This is a genomic window from Segatella copri, from assembly GCF_949820605.1.
Lineage (GTDB): Bacteria > Bacteroidota > Bacteroidia > Bacteroidales > Bacteroidaceae > Prevotella.
The window spans coordinates 528,933-551,647 of the sequence record NZ_CATKVU010000006.1; the positions used below are offsets into that span (position 1 = coordinate 528,933).

Below are 22,715 nucleotides of genomic sequence, written 5' to 3' on the forward strand. Positions count from 1 at the left end.
TCTTTTTTATTTTAGAAATTCTATTCTCAGTTCGAGACTTCTATCTTTCATTAGGAGTTCAACCACTCTTCGATAGCCTTAGCGATGACATCGAAGCTTGTGGTAGGCTCGAAGCGGGCTACAACCTGACCCTTCTTGTTAACGAGGAACTTGGTGAAGTTCCACTTGATGTCGGCACTCTCCTTGTAGTTAGGATCAGCCTCGCTCAACATCTTGTCGAGAACAGGGTAGAGAGGGTGGCTCTCGTCCCAACCAGCAAAGCCCTTACATTCTTTCAGAAATTTGAAGAGAGGGGCAGCATCGTCTCCGTTTACCTTGATCTTCTTGTAGCGCTGGAACTCTGTGCCGTATGTAAGCTTGCAGAACTGATGAATGCTTTCATCTGTACCAGGGGCTTGCTGACCAAACTGGTTGCAAGGAAAATCAAGTATTTCGAAACCTTGAGAATGATAGGTCTCATAAAGTTTCTCCAGTTCCTCATACTGAGGGGTGAAACCACACTTTGTAGCGGTGTTAACGATGAGCAGCACTTCGTTGGCATACTCCTTGAGGGAAACATCCTTTCCCTTTCTGTCTTTAACAGAAAATTCGTAAACAGTTCTCATTTTTTTTATCTTTATGTATGTGTTATCTATATTTCCGATCTCAACTTATATGATCTAGAGTGCAAAGATACTACTTTTCTCTTAGAATACTTCAAGAGTTTTTTTAAAAATTCTAAAAATCGAACAAAATCATAGATGAAGGAATAAGCGTAATATATATAATGTAGATAGATAGTGTATATCTGGGTAAACAGATACCATATAGCTGAGTATATAGATATCGGTTAGATATAGAATATAGAAGAATAAAATGTGTAGACGATATAACTACACAATATCAGTATGAAACAGCATAAAAATAAAAAATGCAGGATTTTCACAAACCCTGCATTCCTTTTTCTTTACCTCTTTTTCCTCAAAAAAACAAAGAAAAAAAGGTTTACGATTAATCTATCATTTAACTTTTCTAAGAACTTGTTGCAAAGATACTACATTTTCTTGTAACGCCAAACTTTTTCTCAGTTTTTTTTTAGTAAAAAGGGAAAATTAATCAAATACCCCCCCCATTTTTATACTTTTTTGCAATATTCGGTCAAAAAACAAAGCAAAACGGCTCAATTTTATGACTATTCTGCTTTTTTCCTTGCTTGAACGTTTTGCTGTGTACGATAACGAAGAAGGCTGTGCTCGGCAACAACTGAAGATAGGTCCTGTAATATGTATTCCTTTTTTGTCAATACAGATAAAAGCAGCCATCAGTAATGATGACTGCTTTCATCTGTAATGATGCGGGCTATCCCTGCGTTCTGTTTCTGTATTCAGTAGGCACGATACCCGTTTCTTTCTTGAATACCTTCGAGAAATACTTAGGGTCGGTGAAACCTACTGCGAAGGCGATACTGGTCAGTGTATCGTCTGTATTGCGCAACATCTCGCATGCCTTCTTGATACGTATATGGCGAACGAAGTCAACCGGTGTCATTCCGGTTGTTGCTTTCACCTTATTATATAGTACGCTTCGGCTCATACCGATTTCGTTCGAGATATCATCTATCTTGAGTTCCGGATTGCCTGAATTGGCAACAACAAACCTGAAGACACGCATCATGGTTCTGTCTTGAATCTGTGCCGCCATAAATGCCAGCTCGCTGTTGGGGTCTACCGCTTTGTTCTCGGCACTAGTTTCAGCCTGGTTAAGAGCAGGCAGAGGAGCTGCTGCAGGCAGTATTCGCAGGGCTGCTATGGCATCTTTATCGCCAGTTTCCTTCAGTTTTCTGATGACATCCAACTGAATGTTGCGGCGCTGGGTGAGGATAGCCTCTATTCGGCCGAGCAGATAAGGGGTAGAGAATGGCTTGGTGATATAGGAATCAACACCTTCATCAAAGCCTCGCTGCTGATTTTCTACGCTTGCCTTGGCCGAGAGAATCATCACTGGGATGTTGCTGAGGGTGGTATCCTGCTTGATCTCGTGAATCATCGACAAACCATCCATCACAGGCATGGTAATGTCTGTAAGGATAAAGTCGGGCGTCTCCTTGCGCGCCATCACCAAGCCAGCCTTTCCGTTCTCTGCGAGCAGCACGTTATAGGTAGGCGAGAGGATACTGTAGAGGAACTTGCGCAGGTCGGCATTGTCTTCAACTACCAGTACAGTCTGGTTTTTCAGTTCCGTTTCTACCTTTGCTTCTTTCTGTTCCTTGCCCATTTCTTCCGGTCGTTCAGCCTCTTCATCCTTTTCTTCTTTCTGTTTATTTACTTCTTCCAGATAGTCGGATGCATTGCGGTCGTCAATCTGTCCGTTCTCTTTCTCCCCTTCTGACAGGTCATAATCTTCCTCGCTCAGACCGCTGTTCGTACGGAAGTCTGTCTTGTTGCCATATCTCTGAACCTTGTCCAGCATTACCAGCATCTCGTTGGCATTGTCTGCCACCATTTTCAGCAGTTCCTTGCCCTTTCGGGTGATACCCGGTTCGGTATCCAAAACGGTTTTTACCGGGGCTCCGATGAGTGTTAGAGGGGTTCTCAGACGGTTGGCAGCATCGTTGTAGAACTCGTTCTTCATCACGCTCATCTCGTGGGTTACGTTCTCGCGCTGGCGCTGGTTGTAGGTATAGAAGATTGCGCCTACGATACCGAAGAACAGAATCAGCATCAGAAATTTGCCCCAGATGCTTTCCCAGAAGGTAGGGCGCACTTCGATAGGCAGTTCTGCCACATACTTGCTCCATACACCGTGAGAGTTGGTGGCTTTCACCTTGAGTACGTAATCTCCATGATTGATACGGTTGAAGCCGATGACATTGCTGCTTCCGTTCGATATCCACTCGCCTGGAGCTGTATAACCATCTATGCGATAGAGGTATCTGGTCTGATACTTACGCTGATAGTCGAGAGATGCGAAGGTGATGGTCAGATTTCGCTTGTTGGCAGGTATCACCACTTTATCCTTGTGCAGAATAGGTTCCGACTCTTTCTCTCCGCTATAGTGGAGGGAACAGAAGATGACTTTAGGCTGGTAGTTGCTCTTCTTCAGCGTAGCCGGATTAAAGGTGATCAGTCCCATCGGGGTACCTACCGAGATGTTGTTGCTTGCCGGATCGTGGTAAGGACGGCTTTGCGAGAACGACATGTTGAAGTCGAAATCGTTAGGTCCGAACACGTTGCACTGGCCCGTTTTCGGGTTTACGCAGTCGATACTCGATTCTCTGATTACCCAGATTCTTCCCTGGTTGTCTTCTACCATGCCCTGTACGATGCCTTCGTTAACATCGATGGCACGGAAGTATTGCATTTTCAGGTTGTCTTGCAGGAGCGATTTGCTCACAATCTCTTCCATAAAACCGCCCTGTTGCGAGATATACATCTTGCCGCTGGTGTGCTCTATGATATTGTTTATATCGTTTGCAGCCAGACTTGTTGTATCGTTCGGTATGTAGTAGGTCTTGTGGTAATTGATTTTTCTTGCGTTTGTAAAGGCATCACTGAAAGTGATGAGACCATCTGTAGTTCCTACGAGAATGGTTCCCGTAGTGGTGCAGCAGATGCGACGTATGCAATTGTAGTTCTGCTTCTCCCAAGGCAGTCCGTTCCGTTTACTGATGAAGCTGATACTGCCGTCTGCCGCCTCTTTTACCAGGGCAATACCGCCACCATAGGTACCTATCCAGATGCGTCCGGTGCGGTCGGCTACAATGTCTTGTATCTTGTCAAACGGCAGCGATGACGGGTTGTTGGCATCATAAACAAAGTGTCTTACCTGCATTTTATCTATCAGATAGACACCATTTCCGTTGGTTCCTATCCATGCTCTTCCCTTGATATCAAAGTGGATAGACATGATGCCCTTCTCGGCGAAGTTTACCTGCTGTGGCACAATCTGTCCGCTTGGCGACAGGTAGCCGATACTTTGGTAGGATGCGTTGAGCACCTGGATTATACCATTGTAATAACCAGCCCAGATATGTCCGTCTGGTGATGCATTTACCGAATGCACTTCGTCTTCGCCCACATCCAGCTTGTTGATGATGTAAGGATGGTTTTTGAAGATAATCTGTGTCAGGTCGTGAGAGCCTGTTACCCAGAGTATTCCCTGGTCAGAGAGTTCATATTTCGTAATCTTCGGTATGCGATAGTTGCACGATGAATTGCTTCTCAGCAGATAAGGCACCAGTTTTCCTGCCTTGCGGTCAAAATAACTGAAGGTTCCTCCCCTTGGTATTACCCAGAGGGTCTTGTTTTCGTCTTGTGTTATGAAATTGCTTTCGCAGGTTGTGCGGTCCATCGGGTCGTCTTGGTCGGCAAAGAGCCACTGCTTCTGTCCGGTCTTCGTGTTGACGAGGGTTACTCCTATACCGTCTGTAAATGCCCATACCATACCGAAATCATCGGTATAAATCTTCTTTACTTCTGACAGAGGCTGACTCGGGCTCTGTACGTTAATGATATCAAACTTAAAGGTGCGCGGGTTGTAGATTACTATACCCAGGTTGGTTGCCATCAGAAGCTGGTAACCTGTATTCTTCAGTTCGTTGATACGGGTTACTCCTTCCGGCATCGGTATCATGGTGAGTCGGTTCTGCAGGTCATATTTTGCCAGTTTGCCGTCTTCTGTTGCCAGAAATACGTCTTCTCCCACCCATCTGATCCATTTGAAAGGCAGCTTGCTTGGAAATTTCGAATGATATATGCATGCGCCTTTGTCGGTAAACACCCATTCTCTTCCATGTGTATCCTGATGGATGTACCATACATTTTTGCTTCTGAGTCCCTTTTCTCCTACTTTGATGAGTTCTATGTTAAGCTTGTCATAAGAATCTCCTGTTGTTCTAACAGTTATTCCATTTTCAGCTGTAATCCATGTAGTCCCGTTTTTCAATGAATATACTTGGTTCACGCGCATGTCTATATTGAACATTTCGTTTATTCTTTTTCCCAATGGTCTAAACTGACATAAATGGGTATCGTATACGTAGAGCTGGTGGTCGTATGTGATACACCACACGTTGTTGGTATAGGATGGTTCTATTTTCAGTATACGGTTGGTTGGCAGAATGTCAATATCATCGGGGTTGTCTCTGAAAGTATGAAACTTGTAGCCGTCATAGAACGACAGTCCGTTCCATGTACTGAACCACATGAGATTGTCTTTACCTTGTTTGAGGTCTGAGATGGTATTGGCAGCGAGTCCGTCTGTGATAGAGAATTTTCTCACATCGCAGTAGGGTACAGCTGCTGTCATGATGGTAGAGAGCAGTCCTAATAGGGTGATATATAATTTTCTTTTCATCATTTTTTATTCGTATACGTTTATTAATCGCAACAAAGGTAGTGAAAATAAATGAGATATCGTAGTTTTAGGTGTATTTTTTTATGTTATTGCATTAAATTATTCCACTTTTCATGTTATAGGGGTAATATTTGGTTGATTTGCTGGTGGTTCTTTTTTATGTTATGCCTAACAAAAAACTCCCCCGATAAATGAATATCGGGGGAGTAGTAGGGATATGTTGTTTTGAATTTGATTACTTCTGAATCATCTTCTTTCCGTTCTTGATGACTACACCCTTGTAAGCCTTGGTTACCTTCTGGCCTGCGAGGTTGTAAACAGGAGCGTTCTTTGCAGCTTCATCTGTTGTAATGTTAGTGATGCTGGTAGGTTCAAACTTTTCTACAGCCTTGATAGGGAGAACTTCAGGGATATTTTTGAATATTACACCGAAAATACCGGTTAAGGTATATTTTTCTCCTTCTGTTAATTTTGAAACACCACCAATACCGCTAAACTTATCGTAAATCATAATCTTGTTTTCACCATCATTAGCATAGTTGTTGAATTTACCTGTAGTATACTCTTCTTTGCTGAATGTGAACTCCTTAATCTTGATAAGGTCGTTGGTGTATTTGCCATCAAGGATGTCCTTTACAGTTGCAATAACAGGTTCAGCAGCTTCGTTGCTCTCTGTGATTTTGAGATTTTCGTCGTTTGTTTCCTTGCTTGCTGACAGATAAGGAATTCCTGCGTCATAAGCCAAATTTACCTTAACAGTACCGCTAATGATGCTGTTTACAGGCATATCGATTCCTAAAGTTCTCATTTCGATAGCAGTGTCACCTTCACGTACGTAAGTATTTACGGTTCCCTTGTAGCTGTTTACGTATAATACCTTTGCGTTTGTGAGTTTGAGATTGATGTAATCCTTAGCTTCTTTATTGTTAGCCAAGAGTTCCTTTACACTTGCTGCATCGGTGTACTCTATCTTGGTACCAGCAAGCGTAACTTTGATAGACTTGATTTGGGTGGTGCCAGCAATTGTATATACAACTTTGTTTGCATCACCTGTCCAAGAACCATTATTGTTAGTACCTACGTCAGCTTTGTTATTATCATTCCATTTTCCATTAATAATGTCGATAGAAGCAATCTTCTTGTCAGCAGGTGCTTGAATCGTAAGCGTTCCACTGTACATTCTGAGACGTGGTGACCTATTCCAGATTCGGTTTTCATTCGAACCAGAAGTTTTTTCAGAAACTGTTACAGAAATGCCATTTGTTGTACATGTCATGGCTTTGGTGATATCTCCATCTTTAGAATCTGAAGAAGATGTACCTGTCAGTTCTGGGAAGAGTGTTTTGTAATCATTGTCAAAGTCAAAAGTTACTTCCTGTGCAAACGTAACGCTAGCTACGAACGCCAGAACCAATGATAATGAATAGCGTAAAAATTTGTTCATAACTTAATAATTTTAAAGGTTTAACGTATAATTAATAAACTGTTGAAACTCATTTTGTGAGCGCATTCTTAGAATTTGCTTTGTGCTAAAAGCATGTTCTTTGAATAATTACTTATTTATGATGCAAAGATACGAAAAATATCGATACAATGTGTTAAGAAGGTGTTAAATCTTTGATACAGAGAAAGAAATATCATCAAAAAAGGCGGTTGTTTTTGAAAGAATAGGGATTTCCCCCTCAGTTTGTATCCTTTTCCCCTTTGATGCAGACGAAAAATCCACTACCTTTGCATCGAGTTCAAGAAAGAATGCTGTTCTTCGAGAACTCAATAATTAGAAGATATAAGAATATAAATAACTTAACTGATAAATTGATATGAAAAAATATAATCGGATATGGATGTGGATGGCGATAGCTGCAGCATCTTTCTCATTTACCTCATGTGATGATGATTATTGGCATGATGATTATTACTGGTATGATGACTATAATCAGGGTGGCTGGGGATGGAATCAGGGCGACTGGAACAACGGTTCTAACGGCTCTCAGAATGATTACCTGCTGTCGGAGGCTCAGACTCTTACAGGCGACTGGAGAGGCTCTGTGATGCTCTCTGAACTTGCTGAGGACGGCCAGTCTCGCAATAACTACAGTTTCAATGCCGAGATGACGTTCTATCAGGCGGGTGATAAGGTTAACTCGCTCAGTGGTAATGGTGTAGAAGTGGATTATGCCGATGATGGAAGCAATGAATCCCAGACTCTGAAGTTTACCTGGTACATCGATAAGAATGGTGATATTTATATCCGTTATAATGATTCTGGTGCTACCTATGTGATGGATGCAGGTGCTAAGCAGTATGGTTTCTATCTGGGTGATGAAAAGGGTCAGGATGTGTTCTATGGTTTTATGATAGGAACAGGTAAGGCTAAGGGTGATGTGATGCAAATTGATTTAGTACGCTACGATCCGAGTGGAGCCCGTAAGAAGACCCGTTCTGCTGCAACCGATTCCGTAGCTTCTAGCTTCGGTAAGGCTACCGGCAGGGCATTCATGCCACATGCAATCAAGAAGTTGCCAAGAAGATGATGATATAAACCAAGAAATCCGCTCTCTCATTGATTTGAAAGAGCGGATTCTTTTGTTTGTATATAGCCTGATTTATTTAAAGCCCCAGATTCTTGATGATTTCTGCATCTACGTTTTCCACTTCCTTCTCGATTTCATCAGGGAGATTACAGAAGAAGTCGATGCCGGTTTTGTCTTCCAGCGTCTTGATGTTTACGACATAGTTGCCGAGCTTATCGCCCTTTTCAAATGCCTTGTTCTCGTGAGGGAACCAGTAGCCGAAAGCGCTGTATTTGTGCTTGTTACTTTTCGTATCAAACGTTTTTTCCAATATTGCTACAAAGAAATACTTTGGTACTGGGATGTAACCTGTTGTTGCAGTATAGACCGTTTGTCTTCCGTTGATATATTCAATAATGTTTTCAGGACTGTCTATAGTACCGCCTTTTACAACAAATAGAGTATCCTTGTCATTTATTATAGCATTGGCTTTTTTCCTCAAGGCGTTCTCCATTTGTATCCATGTTCCGTTCTGGTTGAATTTGGCATATTGTGGTTGCATGTTGGTCAGAAAGTCTGTCTGTCTTTCCTGGGTACTGTTTAATCTTCTGTCGCCTGATGGGCAGATGTGTCCATGATCATATCTTCCATTGCCTTTATATGGATCATAAGTGAAGTCTACCACTCCATATAGAGACTTTAAATCTGTATCAGATGGATAATCATCATCAGGTCTACCAACATTGTTTTTATTGTTTCCTGTATGGAAAGTGTAGCAGCTCCATCTCTGGCTCTTCATGTTGTCATCCCATTCTGTAGAATAGTTCAACATACCTGTTGTATTATCCATGTGAACGATGGCATAGCTGGTACCATTGTTCTTGAGCTTTGGGAACTCTAGACCGCCGATAGCGTTTCTTACCACTTGTGGCATGTTGGCAGTAGCCACATTCTTATTTGTATTGTTCTTATCGGTTGATTTACCACCGGTAGTGCCACCTGTGCTTCCACCACCTGTATTACCGCCACCGGTTGTACCACCATTTTCAGGATAATAGAACTGCAGGGTATCGTCAGTGCCGCAGGCGGAGAACGTCATCGCAGCAACGAGCGCGAAGATAAAAAACTTAGTATGCTTCATAAAATTCTCGATAATGTTTTGAAGTTAAAGATTAAGTACTTTCTATATAATAATGTATGTAGAAATCGATTGCATGAGGATAGAATAGCGAAAAAAAGTGCATTCCTACGTATATGCAACTACGCTGGAATGCACTCAGTATCTTTGCGATAATAAATATATCCTTATAAAAAAGGTATATTATTACTTCTTCAATTTGCCGTAACGGTTCATGAAGCGGTCTACGCGACCCGCTGTATCAACGAGCTTGCTCTTACCTGTGTAGAATGGGTGAGATGTGCTAGAGATTTCAATCTTAACAACTGGATAAGTCTCGCCTTCGAATTCAACAGTGTCGTTAGTCTTGCATGTAGACTGAGAGAGGAACATATCGCCGTTAGACATATCCTTGAATACTACAGGACGATAATTCTCTGGATGAATACCTTTTTTCATTTTTCTTTTTTATTTTTATTGGGTTATTAAAATTAGACGTCATGGGGATGCTTGCTGCATCATTTCGTGTCCCTTATCGGGGCATGCCCATTATAGCCTGTTATCAATTTCAGGCTGCAAAGTTACGCTTTTTTCCTGAAACCACCAAATTTTTCCTCTTCTTTTTAAGAAATATTTTGGAAAAGAGCATAATACGTAGGTTCGCGTTCCCTCCTGACATCTGTGTCTTTAATGGATGAAAAGAAATCCCCATCGCCTCTGTTTGGGTAGAGGACGATGGGGATCAGTATTTTTTCTAATACATAATATCTACTAGGGGAATTACTTTGCGTATACGATTTCCATCTTGGCAATACGGAGCTGAACGCCACCGCCTGTACCATCGAAGGTATTTGTATAGGTTGCTGTATTTCCTGCGAATACTACTGTAGCAGTTTTGTTACCTACAGCATTCCAGTTCTTGTTTGTATCGTATGTGCAAGTAAAGATGATCTTTGCGATAGGCTTGCTGGCTGTGAAAGTCATCTTGTTGTTTGCATAGATACGCAACTCTTTAAACTTTGCGTTGTAAGCAGGATTGTTTGTACCACTGTTCTTGTCAAATGCGATAACTGTGCCGTCAGACAATTTGATCTCTGTAAGAGTAGCATCAGGTTTCAATGCGCTGACGTCATCAATCTTAAGGCTTTCGCCGGCTGTTACACTGCTATTAGCCAACGTTACGGTCAGGCCGTTGATGGTAATGCCGTCTTTTGTAGCAGGAGTATCAGGCTTTGATGGAGTGTCTGGAGTTCCTCCTGTAGCCTCTTTCACTGAGAGATTCTTTACTTCCCATGTTCCAGATGAAGCTGCGCAGGCATAGTGGAGAGCGATAACAACATTCTTCTTGCCCTTGAAGGCTGAGAGATCGTGCTTGTAGGTTTCCCAGGTTTTCCAATCCACACCTTCCTTCATTGTGCCAGTAATGTCAGTCCACTTGGTTGTTGCTGGGTCACCAGTGTAATTGTCTGTGATGAGAACCTGATTCTTTACTCCCTCAACGGCTGCACCATCTTTGGTAACATAACGGAGTATGTAAGAGAATTCCAATGTCGCGCCTTTAGATGCAGAGAGGTCGATAGCCTTAGATACAATGTAGCTTTCTGAAGGAGTTGTTGTCTTAGAGGTAAAATCGTAACCTGTAGCCTTTGCATAGCCATAAGAGTCGATGACCCATGCTGTACCCTTGATGGTCTTGGCTGTGAAAGAACCGAAGCTCTTGCTGAAGGTTTCGTTGATGTAGCCGTCTCCCGGAGTATCTGGAGTTGAACCGCCCATTGGCTTACCGTTGAGTGTTACAACATAGTTGCCCGTGTCATACTCTTTGGTGCCATTGAAGTTTTTTGCCTTTCCGCAAATCACCACCTCATCGCCTGGCTTGAGAGCATCCTCGCCTGAGAACTTGGTGCGGTTAGGACCAGCGTAGCCATTGAATACATAAAACTGATTGGCAGCTGTGCCATCGTCGGAGATGTAATATTTCAAGCTGCCATAGTTGGGATCATAGCTGCCTTCCTTAACAGATACCACCTTACCCTTGGTGTAAACTTCCTGGTCGGCACTTCCGCCATCCTCGATATACTTAACGATACCAGCCACATTGAATGGGTCTGCAGCAGTACCTGTACCCTTAGGCTCGCCAGCACTTGGAGCTTCAGGCTTGGTAGGCAATGTGTAAGGTTCTGGCACATCCTCACAGCTAATGAATGTGAAGGCAGCCATAGCCGCCATCAAAACTGAAAATATATACTTTTTCATATTATTGTCTTTTTAAATATTGTTACTATTTTGATAATCAGTAATTACTTGATAGAGATGAGATTGCCACCCTTAATCTCTTTGGTGCCGTTATAATCAAGCAGGGTGCCTGATACAACCACCTTCTTGCCTGGTACAAGGATACCCTTGGTTTCCTCTGTCCACTTTGCACCATCGATGTTGTAGCAACGGAACACCTCGAGAGTCTTGCCTTCTGTATCCTTACCGTCGTCAGAGATAACGAATGTACCGTTACCATACGTGCCTGTATCTACATCTTTCACCTTTACGATGATACCGGTAGCATAAACCTTAGCATCGCCTGCTGTACCGGCTTTGATCTTCTCCAGTGCCTGAGCCACGGTATAAGGCTTCTCCAATGTACCGCCTGTTTCTGATGCCTTCAGATCATCCGTGCTGCGAAGCACAATCTGCCAGGTGTTGCCGAATCGGGTAAAGATACCGGTGATATCGAATACACCCTGTGGAATCACCTCGTTGGCAAACTTAGAATAACCCGAGTTGCGCACTACCAGATTGCTGCTGCTGATCTTCTTGCCTGTTTCTGCATCAATCAGTTCCAGACTCGTATTGGTATCATCTGGCGCCCATACGTTTGTGCCGTTAGCAGAAGCAAACTTCACCTTTTTCAGGGTCATCAGCTTGCCCACGTTAGCCTCCATATAGGCTGCATCAGTAAGCTTTGTCAGGTCAAACTCCTCTGGCACAACCGTGCTTGCATCAGCCTCGCCAGGGTTCAGAATCTTGAAGTGCTCGTTCCAGATGGCACGCTCTATCTTGCCCATACCCAGACTTCCATCTGAGAGCTTGGTATTCACACCGCCAATCTGAGGCAACTTCTTGTAACTTCCGATATAGAGACCCTTCAGGTTTACGAGAATCTCCTGACCAACAGGAAGATAACCCGACAGACCACTTCCGTTGATGGCAATGATGATAGCGCCGGATGCATCCTGTACGCTCACCTGGTTGTAGATATTGCCACTGACATCATTGCCCGTCACTACCGCCTTGATCATCATGTCCTTCTCAATCTGCTTGTAGCCATTGTCGCTGTTGATAACCGTAGCAAACTGTTTTTTCAGGTCAGCTATGCTGATCACATTCTTCTCCTTCAGGCTGTTGTTGCCCCATGGAGATGCAGGCACCTTCTCGGTCAGGTCTGGGTCAGCATAACCGTCGCCCATACACGACCCCAGGGTCAGTGCCAGGAATGCCAATGCTATGAATTTTATCTTTTTCATTGTTCTTTCTTTTTATTGTTATAGAGAAACGGGATTGCTCCCTGTTCTTTATGTTAAAGAGAAACTGCTCTTTAGAATCTGTAAGATACCTGGAACATGCCGTTGGTACCCCAGGTGTAATACTTCTTAGGATTCTTAGAGAACTGGTAGAGGCGTGGATTCTTCACGTTGCCGTTAGCATCCAGTGTATAGCTTGAACGTGAGTTCTGTTCATATCCGCCAGTCACGATGGTCTGGTTGTTCAGCAGGTTGGTAATCATGAGGTTGAAGTTGAGAGAACCCTTCTTCAGTCTCACGCTCTTGCCTATGCTCAGGTCAACCATCCATCCTCCGTGACCCTTCTCCTGGGCTACAGCATCCTCTGTCCAGCTCATACCGTCGAGTGTAGTAGGAGCAAAGATTTCAGGGAATGCCTTGTTGGCAGCCTGGCGGTTGGTCAGCACCTTCTCATATCTGTAGCTTGGAGAATAAGAGAGGTAGATGCGGTCGTAGTAGTTGGCATTGAGGTTGACGAACCATCCGTTTACGTGGGCATCGAGACCGATGCTTCCCACTGTGAGCGGTGTGCCACTCTCGCGCATATTCATCACGTAAGCCTTGTCCTGGTAAACCTCAGCACTCTTTGAGAGCATGTATACGGCGTTTACATTGTTGATGTTCTTCGCCTCGCTCATAGCGCCCAGAGTCTTCAGGTCGAGCCATGAAGTGAGCTTGATCTTAGCGCCCACCTCTACACCATAGTATTCCTTCTTCAGTCCGGTCATGCTCACGTAGGTGAATGAATTCTCATCATCGTTGTAGAAGTTCTGCCATTCCGTAACGTTCTCCAGTCGGCTGTAGTAACCGCTCACGTTGGCACTCAGCCATGCGTTGCGATACAGGTAGCTGAATTCAGAGCTGAAGATGCGCTCGTTCTTGAGGTTAGTCACGAAGTCGTTGCTGATTTCAGGCGAGATGAAGGCTGTGCTTGCCATCGGCGCACGCAGCTCGTATCCGGCTCCGATGCTGAAGGCATGACCTCTGCCCATATCCACGTTCAGGCTTCCCTTTACGCCACCGTCCAGGAAGTTGGCTGTGCCGCTCTTGCCCTGGCTGTTGTTCGGTGCCATACCGTTGCGCATGTAGCCGCGGCGGTTCATTCCGGTATATCCGATACGTCCGCTCAGCATCGCCTTCATGTTGTAGAATTCGGCTGTATAGGTGCTCCATGCGTTTGCCTTGTTCACGTCGATGCGATAGTCGTAACCGAACTTGTCGCCCTCGTAAACCAGCTTGCCTGTGTTGTTAGGACCGGCTGTGTTCAGGTCGTACTGCACACGTGGGTCGGTCTTAGGATAATCGCCCAGGGCATAGGTGTTGATGTTGTGGAAGATGGCACCGCCCAGCATGTCTTCCAGTGTCTGATAGTGCTGGTTGGTACTCTTTCCGAGCATGATACCCGTAGCCAGGTTCGATTTCTTGGTCAGCTTGGTGTTCAGAACGGATGACAGGGTCAGGGTCAGGTTGTCGTTGTGCTTAGCCTGAACATAGTAGAGCAGATCCTGTCCGTTCTTGGCTGCCTGCTGGTTGGCATAGTACAGTCGGTCCCAGTTAATCTGTCGGTTCTGCTTGCTTGCCTGCCAGTAGTTTACGGCGTTGTTCCAGTTTTCCCAGGTATACATGTTGTTGCCGTTCTTGTAGTCGCCCCATACATAGTAGTTGGCTGATGGCATGTTCTTCCAGTAGTCTGGCTGTGGATTCTCTGCGTTGTTGTAGTTGAGCTTGGTGCTCTTGTACATAGAGTATTTTCCAAACACCGATGTGGTGAGCTTCATCTGGTCGTTGATTTCCCAGTCCCATGTAGCGATGGCAGAAGGGGCAAAGTCGTTCACTACGCGTGAGTTTCTTTTGTGTCCGTTCTGGTATCCCCAGTATGGGTTATACTGGTAGTCGTTTGCCAGCCAGTAAGCCTCGTCGGTAGATGCTCCCTGGGTGCTTCTTTCTGTCGGGTTACCCCATGTGGAGAAGCTCAGCGAGTGGCCGTTCATCCACTTCTTCTGTACACCGAAGAAATAGGAGAGGGCGTTGTAGAAGGTTCCCTCTACGTATCCCCGGTTAGCCCAGCGGTAGGTGAGACCGGCTGTGATGGCCCATCCCTTCTCGTTGAATCCGCTGGAGTAGGAGTAGAGTCCGCGCAGGGTATAGTTGCGGTTGGCAACACCTACGCTGGCATACTGTCCTTCCTGCATGCTTCCGGCACGGAAATCATAGTTGTTGGAGCCTGCCATGCCGGTCATCGAATAGCCGTTGGCTTCGAAAGGCAGGGCGAAGTCTACGTTTCTGGAGAATCGGTTCAAACCGCCGATGTTGGAGAAACGGAACTGTCCGGTCTCCATATCGTTCATGGAAGTACCGTTGATATAGACATCATTGTACTTCTGGTTGAAGGCACGGTAGCGGAAACGTGCTGGCGAGAACAGGTAACCTGCCTGGCTCGCGTATACGTTGCTGGTAGAATTGAGGATGGTGACATTGGATGACATGTCATCGTCCTCGCCCAACTGTGCCTCGGAGAAGGTGAAAGCATTCTCGTCGAGTCCCTGTGCTACGTTCTGGTCAGTCTTTTCGTTCTGAGCCATAGCCAATGAACACGAGAAGAGCGCTAACATTGCTAAGTTTACTTTCTTCTGCATAGTTTATATGTATTAAGTATTAATAAACCGGCAACAGCAGTCTCTTTGAGCAGTGATGATATATGTCCCGCTAGGTCTTGTTTAGGCGATAAGGGGACTTACCATGGTCCCTGGTCTTGTGTCTTCTGTTCCGATTCAATGTGTTTAATGCTGCAAAGTAACAAAAAGTTTTTTGAAAAATGAATTTATTTATGTTAAAAATGTATGAAATCTGAAAATATATTCGTTTTTATGGAGATATTTCCGGTTTTTTAGGTATCTTTGCTGCCTGTTACCTCACCGCGTTAAGGTGAACATATATAATATATAGGTATACTTGAATAATTAATATTAGTATGAGAAAACATTTGCTCTTGCTGGCTGCCCTCCTCATGATTGGACTGGGCGCTACGGCACAGAAAAAGAAGTCGCAGACTTCCGGTAACAAGCAGTATCAGGTGTATGCTGTGGGTTTCTATAATCAGGAGAACCTCTTCGATACCTGTCATGATGCCGGTAAGAATGATTACGAGTATCTCCCTGCTAAGGGATGGAATGGTATGAAATATACCAATAAACTCAAGAATATGTCGCGTGCACTTGCCGACATGGGTACCGATGTGTTGCCTAACGTGGGCTGTGCCTTCATCGGTCTGGCTGAGGTTGAGAATGCCAACGTGCTGAAAGATCTCACCGCGCAGCCGCCTCTCAAGGCACGAAACATGCAGTTCTGCCATATCGAGGGTCCCGATAAGCGAGGCATCGATTGTGCGCTGCTCTATAATCCGGCACTCTTCACGGTGAAGAACACCCGATTGGTGCCTTACGTACAGGAACTCGCCAAGGATTCAGCCTACAAGACCCGTGGTTTCCTCACCGTACGTGGTGAGCTGGCGGGCGAGGATGTGGCGGTTATCGTATGCCACTGGCCAAGCCGTTTCTCCGGTTCGTTCTATCGCGAGAGCGGAGCGCGCCAGACTAAGGTGGTAAAAGACAGTTTGCTCCGTCTGAACCCGGCTATGAAAGTGTTCGTGATGGGTGATATGAACGATGATCCTACCAACGCCAGCATGCACAAGGTGCTGAAGGCGAAGGCTGAAATCAGCGAGGTGGGTGCCGATGATATGTACAATCCATGGTACAACATTCTGGCAAAGGAGGGCAAGGGAACCCTGTTCTACAGCGGTTCATGGAATCTCTTCGACCAGATAGTCATCACGCCTAATCTCCTGAACAAGGATAGTAAGCACAAGGACTACAGCTCTTTGAAATTCTGGAAGAACCACATCTTCCGCCGCGATTACCTCATCCAGCAGGAGGGTCAGTACAAGGGTGCTCCTTTGCGTACCAAGGCGGGTGGCAGATGGCTCAACGGCTACAGCGATCACCTGCCGGTAGTGATGTACCTGGTGAAGGAAAAAAAGTAGAAAATGGTTGAGAATCATCCTTTTGAGCCGTGGCTGCCCGAGAATGCGCGGCTGCTGATGCTCGGCACGTTTCCGCCTGCAGAAAAGCGGTGGTGCATGCCCTGGTATTATCCCAACTTCCAGAATGATATGTGGAGGATATTCGGGATTATCTACTTTCAGGATAAGTTCCATTTCGTGGATGTAGAGAAGAAGACCTACCGCCTCGATGCTATTAAGGAATTTCTCAGGGAGAAGGGCGTCGCCATCTATGATACCGCACAGCAGGTGATACGCACCAAGAATACGGCATCCGACAAGGACCTGCAGATCGTGCAGCCCGCTGATCTCGACGGCATGCTCCGTCAGCTGCCCCATTGCAGGGCGGTGCTCACAGCCGGCCAGCTTGCCACGAAGGTATTTTCAGAACACTTCGGCATCAGGGAAAAGCCTGAGATGGGAGGCTATGCAGAATTCCAGTTCGAGGGTCGCAGACTCCGTCTGTACCGCATGCCCTCCAGTTCCCGTGCCTATCCTATGGCAGTGGAGAAGAAGGCTGAATTCTACCGCAAGATGTTTGATGAAATCTTATAGAAAGAAAAAAGAATATGAAAGATAAAGTGACCGTTATTGGCATTGCGGGAGGTACAGGCTCCGGCAAAACCACTGTGGTGAAGAAACTCGTAGAAGTGCTGCCGCCTCATTATGTGGCTGTGGTGCCCCTCGATTCATATTATAACGATACCTCGCAGATGACCGAGGAAGAACGTCATCAGATCAACTTCGACCACCCGTCGGCATTCGATTGGAAGCTTTTGCACCAGCAGCTCGCTGATCTGCGTGCTGGCAAGGCGATAGAGCAACCCACCTATAGTTATATCAAATGCAACCGTGAACCGGAAACGATTCACGTTGACCCCAAACCGGTTGTGATCATCGAAGGCATCATGACGCTGGTGGACAAGAAGTTGAGAGACCTGATGGACCTGAAGGTGTTCGTGGATACCGATGCTGATGAGCGCCTGATACGCAACATTCAGCGTGATACCATCGACAGGGGGCGCACCGTATCGATGGTGGTAGACCGATACCTGAAGGTTCTGAAGCCGATGCACGAGCAGTTTATCGAACCGACCAAGCGCTATGCTGACATCATCATTCCGCAGGGTGGCGAAAACCTCAAGGGCATCGGTATCCTCTGCAAGTATGTAGAGGGACTGATAGAGAAATAAAAATATTTTTGCTCAAGCATTGCATTTCTTTAATGCAAAACAAAGTTTAATTAGGAAACAGGGCGGCCTTCTTCGTGAAAAGAGGTCCGCCCGCTTTGTTTTTATCCCAGTCTGGCTATTCAAGTAGTTCAGTCTGGCTATTCAAGTAGTTCAGTCTGGCTAACTCAAGTAGTTCTGTTAGCTGATTCAAGTAGTTCTGTCAGCGAATTCAGCCGTCTCAGTTAGCTGATTCAGCCGTCTCAATAAGCCTACGGATACGTCTGCGCTAGCCGACGCAGTAATATCCGTACCCCGACGCAGTAATATCTGTAACCCGACGCAGTAATATCCGTACCCCGACGCAGTAATATCTGTACCCCGATGCAGTAATATCTGTATCCCGACGCACTAATATCTGTACCCCGACGCAGTAATATCCGTAACCCGATGCAGTAATATCCGTGAGCCAGCGCAGCACAACGTGTGGTCCGTTTTCGCCAGGTCCCATAACCATATTCTGCAAAGATCTTCTTGCTTTTTGCAAGAAGATAAGCTGAAAAACGTGATAGATGAAGACTATTAGTGATGGATAGCGTGATGGATATTGTAAACATTTTATCCATCTATCACGCTTTTTAAAATAGATAATTCGCTTGTTATCAAGTGATTAGCGTTTTGAGAAGAGAAAAAGTGAGGGATGTGAGGGATAAAACTTAAAAGATTATTCCTCTTCCTCCTTCTCAAAAGCCTCTACGAAAGGCTGGTGGAAACCCTGGAAGATGCGGAGATACTCGGCTCGCACCTCATCACTCTCCTCAAAAAGATTCAACTCGCCACGCTTGTGAGCCTTCAGCATACTGCTGTAACGGCGAATCTTACGCTTGTAGTTCCTTGCCATCAACGCATCTGCCTGAACAGGATTCTGACTGATATACGAAAAGGCACAAAGCTGCTTCATGAACATGTCGAACATCGGATTGTCATGACTCCAGTCGTCCTCACTCAGCCAGAACCACTGGAAATGATACTTCTGCTCCAGTGCCATCAGATGCTGCCCCAGCTCGTCAATCTCCATGCCCTTCTGCATCTGCTCCTCAGCAAAAGCTACCAGAGATGCCGCATCTACATTCAACTCAACCTCGTGAGACAGCGTGGTGCCTTCAATCTGAATGCGCCAACGGTGATTCCTGTTCTTGATGAACGCAGAATTTGTGTTCATCAGCAACTCAGAAAGCTTGCCCTCGGTAGGAATCTGACCCACTACCGAAAGACGGTCGCGCTGGTTGCGAACCACCAGTTGATGGTCCTCATGGCGCAATACACACATGTAAACCAGCCTGTTGCTGTCGAGCTGAAGGGTGAAACGGTCGTTGCTGTCATCGCCCACAAATTCGTAGGTGTAGTCATCTACCTTATCCTGCGGAATGCTCAGCTCGCCATGAACCTTGTTGCCCTCGGCATCGTAGAGCGAGAAACCGATGTACGGAATCTGAAGACGGAGAACCACCGGATTGCCCCCATCCTCTGGAATCAGGGTAACAGCCAGTCCGTCATCACCGAAATCATCCTTGCGGCATACGAATCCGTCATCCGTCTTCTCAGCCTTCTCCACCTTCACCTCGCCGTGGTGCCACCATAAATCGAAGGTGATGGTCTGGTCGTCCTCAGCGGCTACACGGATGAAATCCTCGATGTCCTGACCCAGGTAAATCACCTTGGCAGGCTCAATCTCCTCATCGTCATCGCCCAGCGCTCGCACCCACATCTCGCCCGGAACAGGATCATCTTCCCATTCGGCATCAGCAGGGGCTGCAGTAGATTTGAAAACGAGGAAAACCATTCTTTCTTCTTCCCTCGTGCCATCTTCGCGGCACGTGAAGCACTTCGCTTCCTTAGGGATGAAGAATGGGGTTAACAGGTACGGGTTTTTGCATAATGCGGTATACTCAACCTCGGTCCAGGCCGGGAGAGCGTGTGTATTTGTCTTGTCTGTCATATTCTCTTGTTGCATATAATTCTTGAGTTGGTCCTATTTCTTTTCATCATCCGGCGTGTGTGGCAGGACGAGGGGGATGTTGATCCCAAAAAACGGTTGCAAAGGTAATGCAAAATCGAGACACTACAAAATATATCACCTATTTTTTTAATTATTTTACGATTCAATATTTGGTGCTTCCAAAAAATAGTTGTAGTTTTGCATCTGAAATAATGAATAGAAAGATGAAAGTCAAGACAATACTCATACTGGCGCTAGCCGCCACAACCCTCGCAGCATGTCACAGGGGAAAGAAACCACCACGTATGGACAATTCGAAACTCGCCATCAGCCTCTCGAAACCGGCTAAGGGCGACAGGGCTATCTACGGACTTGCCTGCCTGGGCTGCTCGGATACCGCGCTGGTGCTGCTGCCCAACGGCGGAGGAGACCCCGTAAGATACAACATTCTGGAGGCCACACGCAACCATCAGGTGTTCGGAGATATAGAGGTGGGCGACTGGGTTTGCGTGATGCCATGCGAGGAGAAGGATGAGAAGAACCGCGCCGACATGGTGATAGATCTGGACCAGCTGAAGGCCACCTGGACCTATCCGGTGATGCCGAAGCTGCGCGACGTATCGCATCTGAGCAAGCGCCAGCAGGCGAGAATCCTTGCCAACATGCCCGACAGCATCGTAGATACCTATATGGTGCCGCGCCAGTATGGCTTCACCCTGAAGCGCATGAGCGAGGCGATGGCCGTGGGCAGGGTGATGATAAACAAAGATGTGGACGACGACAGCCCGGTAGAATATCCTGATGTGCCTCATTATACGGAATGGCATGCCTATAATGGTAAGCTGATTCTGGTGCAGGGCCGCCGCGAGTTGGAGGGCGTGGTGATCAACGAAAAGACGAAGCGCGATACCTTCACCTTTGTATATATGAAGGGCGACAGTCTGGCTCTCTCAGACCGTGAGGGCCGCATCCAGGGTTTCCACCGCTCGCTCGATGCGATGAAGGCCAATGCCAAGGCCCACGCTGCAGCCGAGAAGCTGAACAGCAAGATGAAGAAGGAAATATTGAAGTAAATTAATAATAAATATAAAAAAAGAGGCGAATAGGACGATTTCTCGATTTTTTTGTCTAATTTTGCACCTTGGAATTTAATTCATACATCGAATATAAAGAAAAAAAACAAAAATAATGAAGAAGAAAATTCAGTTCAGTCTCGTTTATCGAGACATGTGGCAGAGCTCTGGTAAGTTCCAGCCACGCAAGGATCAGTTGGCTAAAATTGCCCCAGTTATCATCGAAATGGGATGCTTTAGCCGTGTAGAGACTAACGGCGGTGCCTTCGAACAGGTTAACCTCCTGGCAGGTGAAAACCCTAACGATGCCGTACGCGCATTCTGCAAACCTTTCAACGAGGTGGGTATCAAGACTCACATGCTCGACCGCGGATTGAACGCTCTTCGTATGTATCCTGTACCTGACGACGTGCGCGCCCTTATGTATAAGGTAAAGGCTAAGCAGGGTACCAACATCACACGTATCTTCGACGGACTGAACGATGTGCGCAACATCATTCCTTCTATCAAGTGGGCTAAGGAGGGTGGCATGACTCCACAGTGTGCACTCTGTATCACCAACTCTCCTGTTCATACCCTGGAATATTACATGAACATCGCCGACCAGCTCATCGCTGCCGGTGCAGAGGAAATCTGCTTGAAGGATATGGCAGGTATCGGCCAGCCAGCATTCCTCGGCAAGCTCACCAAGATGATCAAGGACAAGTATCCACAGATCATCATCCAGTATCACGGTCACTCAGGTCCTGGTCTCTCTATGGCTTCTATCCTCGAGGTATGCAACAACGGTGCCGACATCATCGATACAGCCATCGAGCCACTGGCATGGGGTAAGGTTCACCCAGACGTAATCTCAGTTATCAGCATGCTGAAGAACGAGGGCTTCGAGGTGCCTGAAATCAATATGAGCGCTTATATGAAGGCTCGTGCTATGACTCAGGAGTTCATCGACGAGTGGCTCGGTTACTTCATCAACCCAGGTAACAAGATCATGTCTTCATTGTTGCTCGGTTGCGGTCTCCCAGGCGGTATGATGGGTTCTATGATGGCAGACCTCGGCGGTATGCGTCAGACCATCAACAACATCCGCAAGAAGAAGGGTGAGGAAGAGTTGTCTATGGACGACCTGCTCATCAAGCTCTTCGACGAGGTAGAGTATGTATGGCCACGCGTAGGTTATCCTCCATTGGTAACCCCATTCAGCCAGTATGTAAAGAACATCTCACTGATGAACCTCCTCACCATGGAGCAGGGCAAGGGTCGCTTCGTCATGATGGACGACTCTATGTGGGGTATGATTCTCGGCAAGAGCGGTAAGATTCCTGGAACTATTGACCCAGAACTCGTAGAGCTCGCCAAGAAGCAGGGCCGCGAGTTTACCGACGTAGATGCACACACATTGCTCACCAACGCCCTCGACGACTTCAAGAAGGAAATGGACGAGAACGGCTGGGATTACGGTCAGGACGACGAGGAACTCTTCGAGCTCGCCATGCACCCAGAGCAGTATCGCAACTACAAGAGCGGACAGGCAAAGAAGAACTTCCTGGCCGACCTTCAGAAGGCAAAGGATGCCAAGCTCGGTACAACCCTTACTCCTGCACAGCTTGCAGAATTCAAGCACGCCAAGGCAGATGCCATCGTGGCACCAGTAGCCGGCCAGCTCTTCTGGGAATTCCAGGGCGAGGGCGAGTGCCAGCCAGCTGTAGAGCCATACATCGGCAAGGAATATAAGGAAGGTGATGCCTTCTGCTATATCCAGGCTCCTTGGGGCGAGTTTGAAACTATCCCGGCAGCATTGGGCGGCAAGCTCGTAGAAATCAATGCCAAGCAGGGCAGCAAGGTGCGCAAGGGCGATGTTATTGCTTACATCGAGCGCAACGCTGAGTAAAT

The 22,715-nt window shown here is 46.2% G+C and carries 15 protein-coding genes; 6 read left to right on the top strand and 9 right to left on the bottom strand.

Features of this window, described 5'->3' with window-relative positions:
- Positions 1-50: 50 nt before the first annotated feature.
- The 3 genes from RCO84_RS03215 to RCO84_RS03225 all read right to left on the bottom strand — a co-directional run bounded on the left by RCO84_RS03215 (position 51) and on the right by RCO84_RS03225 (position 6,778).
- A complete protein-coding gene (locus RCO84_RS03215; protein ID WP_287819274.1) occupies positions 51-605 on the bottom strand; it encodes a glutathione peroxidase in 555 nt (184 codons plus the stop codon).
- 733 nt (positions 606-1,338) lie between these two features.
- Positions 1,339-5,334, bottom strand: coding sequence for a hybrid sensor histidine kinase/response regulator transcription factor (locus RCO84_RS03220; RefSeq protein WP_317583865.1), 3,996 nt, complete (start codon positions 5,332-5,334; stop codon positions 1,339-1,341).
- A gap of 235 nt (positions 5,335-5,569) precedes the next feature.
- Entirely contained in the window at positions 5,570-6,778 is a 1,209-nt protein-coding gene (locus tag RCO84_RS03225; protein WP_317583867.1) for a hypothetical protein, read from the bottom strand.
- A gap of 376 nt (positions 6,779-7,154) precedes the next feature.
- Between RCO84_RS03225 and RCO84_RS03230 the strand changes: the two genes are divergently transcribed.
- Positions 7,155-7,868, top strand: a complete 714-nt coding sequence (locus tag RCO84_RS03230; RefSeq protein WP_317583868.1) for a hypothetical protein — start codon at positions 7,155-7,157, stop codon at positions 7,866-7,868.
- A gap of 76 nt (positions 7,869-7,944) precedes the next feature.
- Here the strand turns inward: RCO84_RS03230 and RCO84_RS03235 are convergent, their stop codons facing one another.
- The 5 genes from RCO84_RS03235 to RCO84_RS03255 form a co-directional block, all read right to left on the bottom strand.
- Positions 7,945-8,988, bottom strand: a complete 1,044-nt coding sequence (locus tag RCO84_RS03235) for a DNA/RNA non-specific endonuclease (protein WP_317583869.1) — start codon at positions 8,986-8,988, stop codon at positions 7,945-7,947.
- A gap of 183 nt (positions 8,989-9,171) precedes the next feature.
- Entirely contained in the window at positions 9,172-9,423 is a 252-nt protein-coding gene (locus RCO84_RS03240; protein ID WP_006847266.1) for a type B 50S ribosomal protein L31, read from the bottom strand.
- 321 nt (positions 9,424-9,744) lie between these two features.
- On the bottom strand, positions 9,745-11,220 hold the full coding sequence (locus RCO84_RS03245; RefSeq protein ID WP_317583870.1) for a hypothetical protein: 1,476 nt from the start codon (positions 11,218-11,220) through the stop codon (positions 9,745-9,747).
- Between the two features lie 44 nt (positions 11,221-11,264).
- Positions 11,265-12,485 (bottom strand): DUF5689 domain-containing protein, encoded by a 1,221-nt coding sequence (locus RCO84_RS03250; protein ID WP_317583871.1) that lies wholly within the window; start codon positions 12,483-12,485, stop codon positions 11,265-11,267.
- Positions 12,486-12,556: 71 nt separating this feature from the next.
- Positions 12,557-15,157: a TonB-dependent receptor gene (locus RCO84_RS03255; protein WP_317583872.1), complete on the bottom strand. Its 2,601-nt coding sequence runs from the start codon at positions 15,155-15,157 to the stop codon at positions 12,557-12,559.
- 335 nt (positions 15,158-15,492) lie between these two features.
- On the opposite strand from RCO84_RS03255, the gene RCO84_RS03260 reads away from it, so the two are divergent.
- From RCO84_RS03260 to udk, 3 genes are read left to right on the top strand one after another with little or no spacing between them, the layout of a single operon-like run.
- On the top strand, positions 15,493-16,563 hold the full coding sequence (locus RCO84_RS03260; protein ID WP_144152101.1) for an endonuclease/exonuclease/phosphatase family protein: 1,071 nt from the start codon (positions 15,493-15,495) through the stop codon (positions 16,561-16,563).
- Between the two features lie 3 nt (positions 16,564-16,566).
- Positions 16,567-17,136 carry a uracil-DNA glycosylase family protein gene (locus RCO84_RS03265; RefSeq protein ID WP_287580350.1) on the top strand — a complete coding sequence of 190 codons (570 nt, stop codon included), beginning with the start codon at positions 16,567-16,569 and terminating at the stop codon, positions 17,134-17,136.
- A gap of 14 nt (positions 17,137-17,150) precedes the next feature.
- On the top strand, positions 17,151-17,774 hold the full coding sequence (gene udk / locus RCO84_RS03270) for a uridine kinase (protein WP_144152106.1): 624 nt from the start codon (positions 17,151-17,153) through the stop codon (positions 17,772-17,774).
- A 700-nt stretch (positions 17,775-18,474) separates the two neighbouring features.
- On the opposite strand, the gene RCO84_RS03275 is transcribed toward udk, so the two are convergent.
- Positions 18,475-19,749 (bottom strand): hypothetical protein, encoded by a 1,275-nt coding sequence (locus RCO84_RS03275; protein ID WP_317583876.1) that lies wholly within the window; start codon positions 19,747-19,749, stop codon positions 18,475-18,477.
- Positions 19,750-20,054: 305 nt separating this feature from the next.
- On the opposite strand from RCO84_RS03275, the gene RCO84_RS03280 reads away from it, so the two are divergent.
- Positions 20,055-20,822 (top strand): hypothetical protein, encoded by a 768-nt coding sequence (locus RCO84_RS03280; RefSeq protein ID WP_317583877.1) that lies wholly within the window; start codon positions 20,055-20,057, stop codon positions 20,820-20,822.
- Positions 20,823-20,937: 115 nt separating this feature from the next.
- The gene (locus tag RCO84_RS03285; protein WP_144152115.1) at positions 20,938-22,713 is read left to right on the top strand and encodes a biotin/lipoyl-binding protein; all 1,776 of its coding nucleotides are present in this window, start codon (positions 20,938-20,940) and stop codon (positions 22,711-22,713) included.
- Positions 22,714-22,715 lie beyond the last annotated feature (2 nt).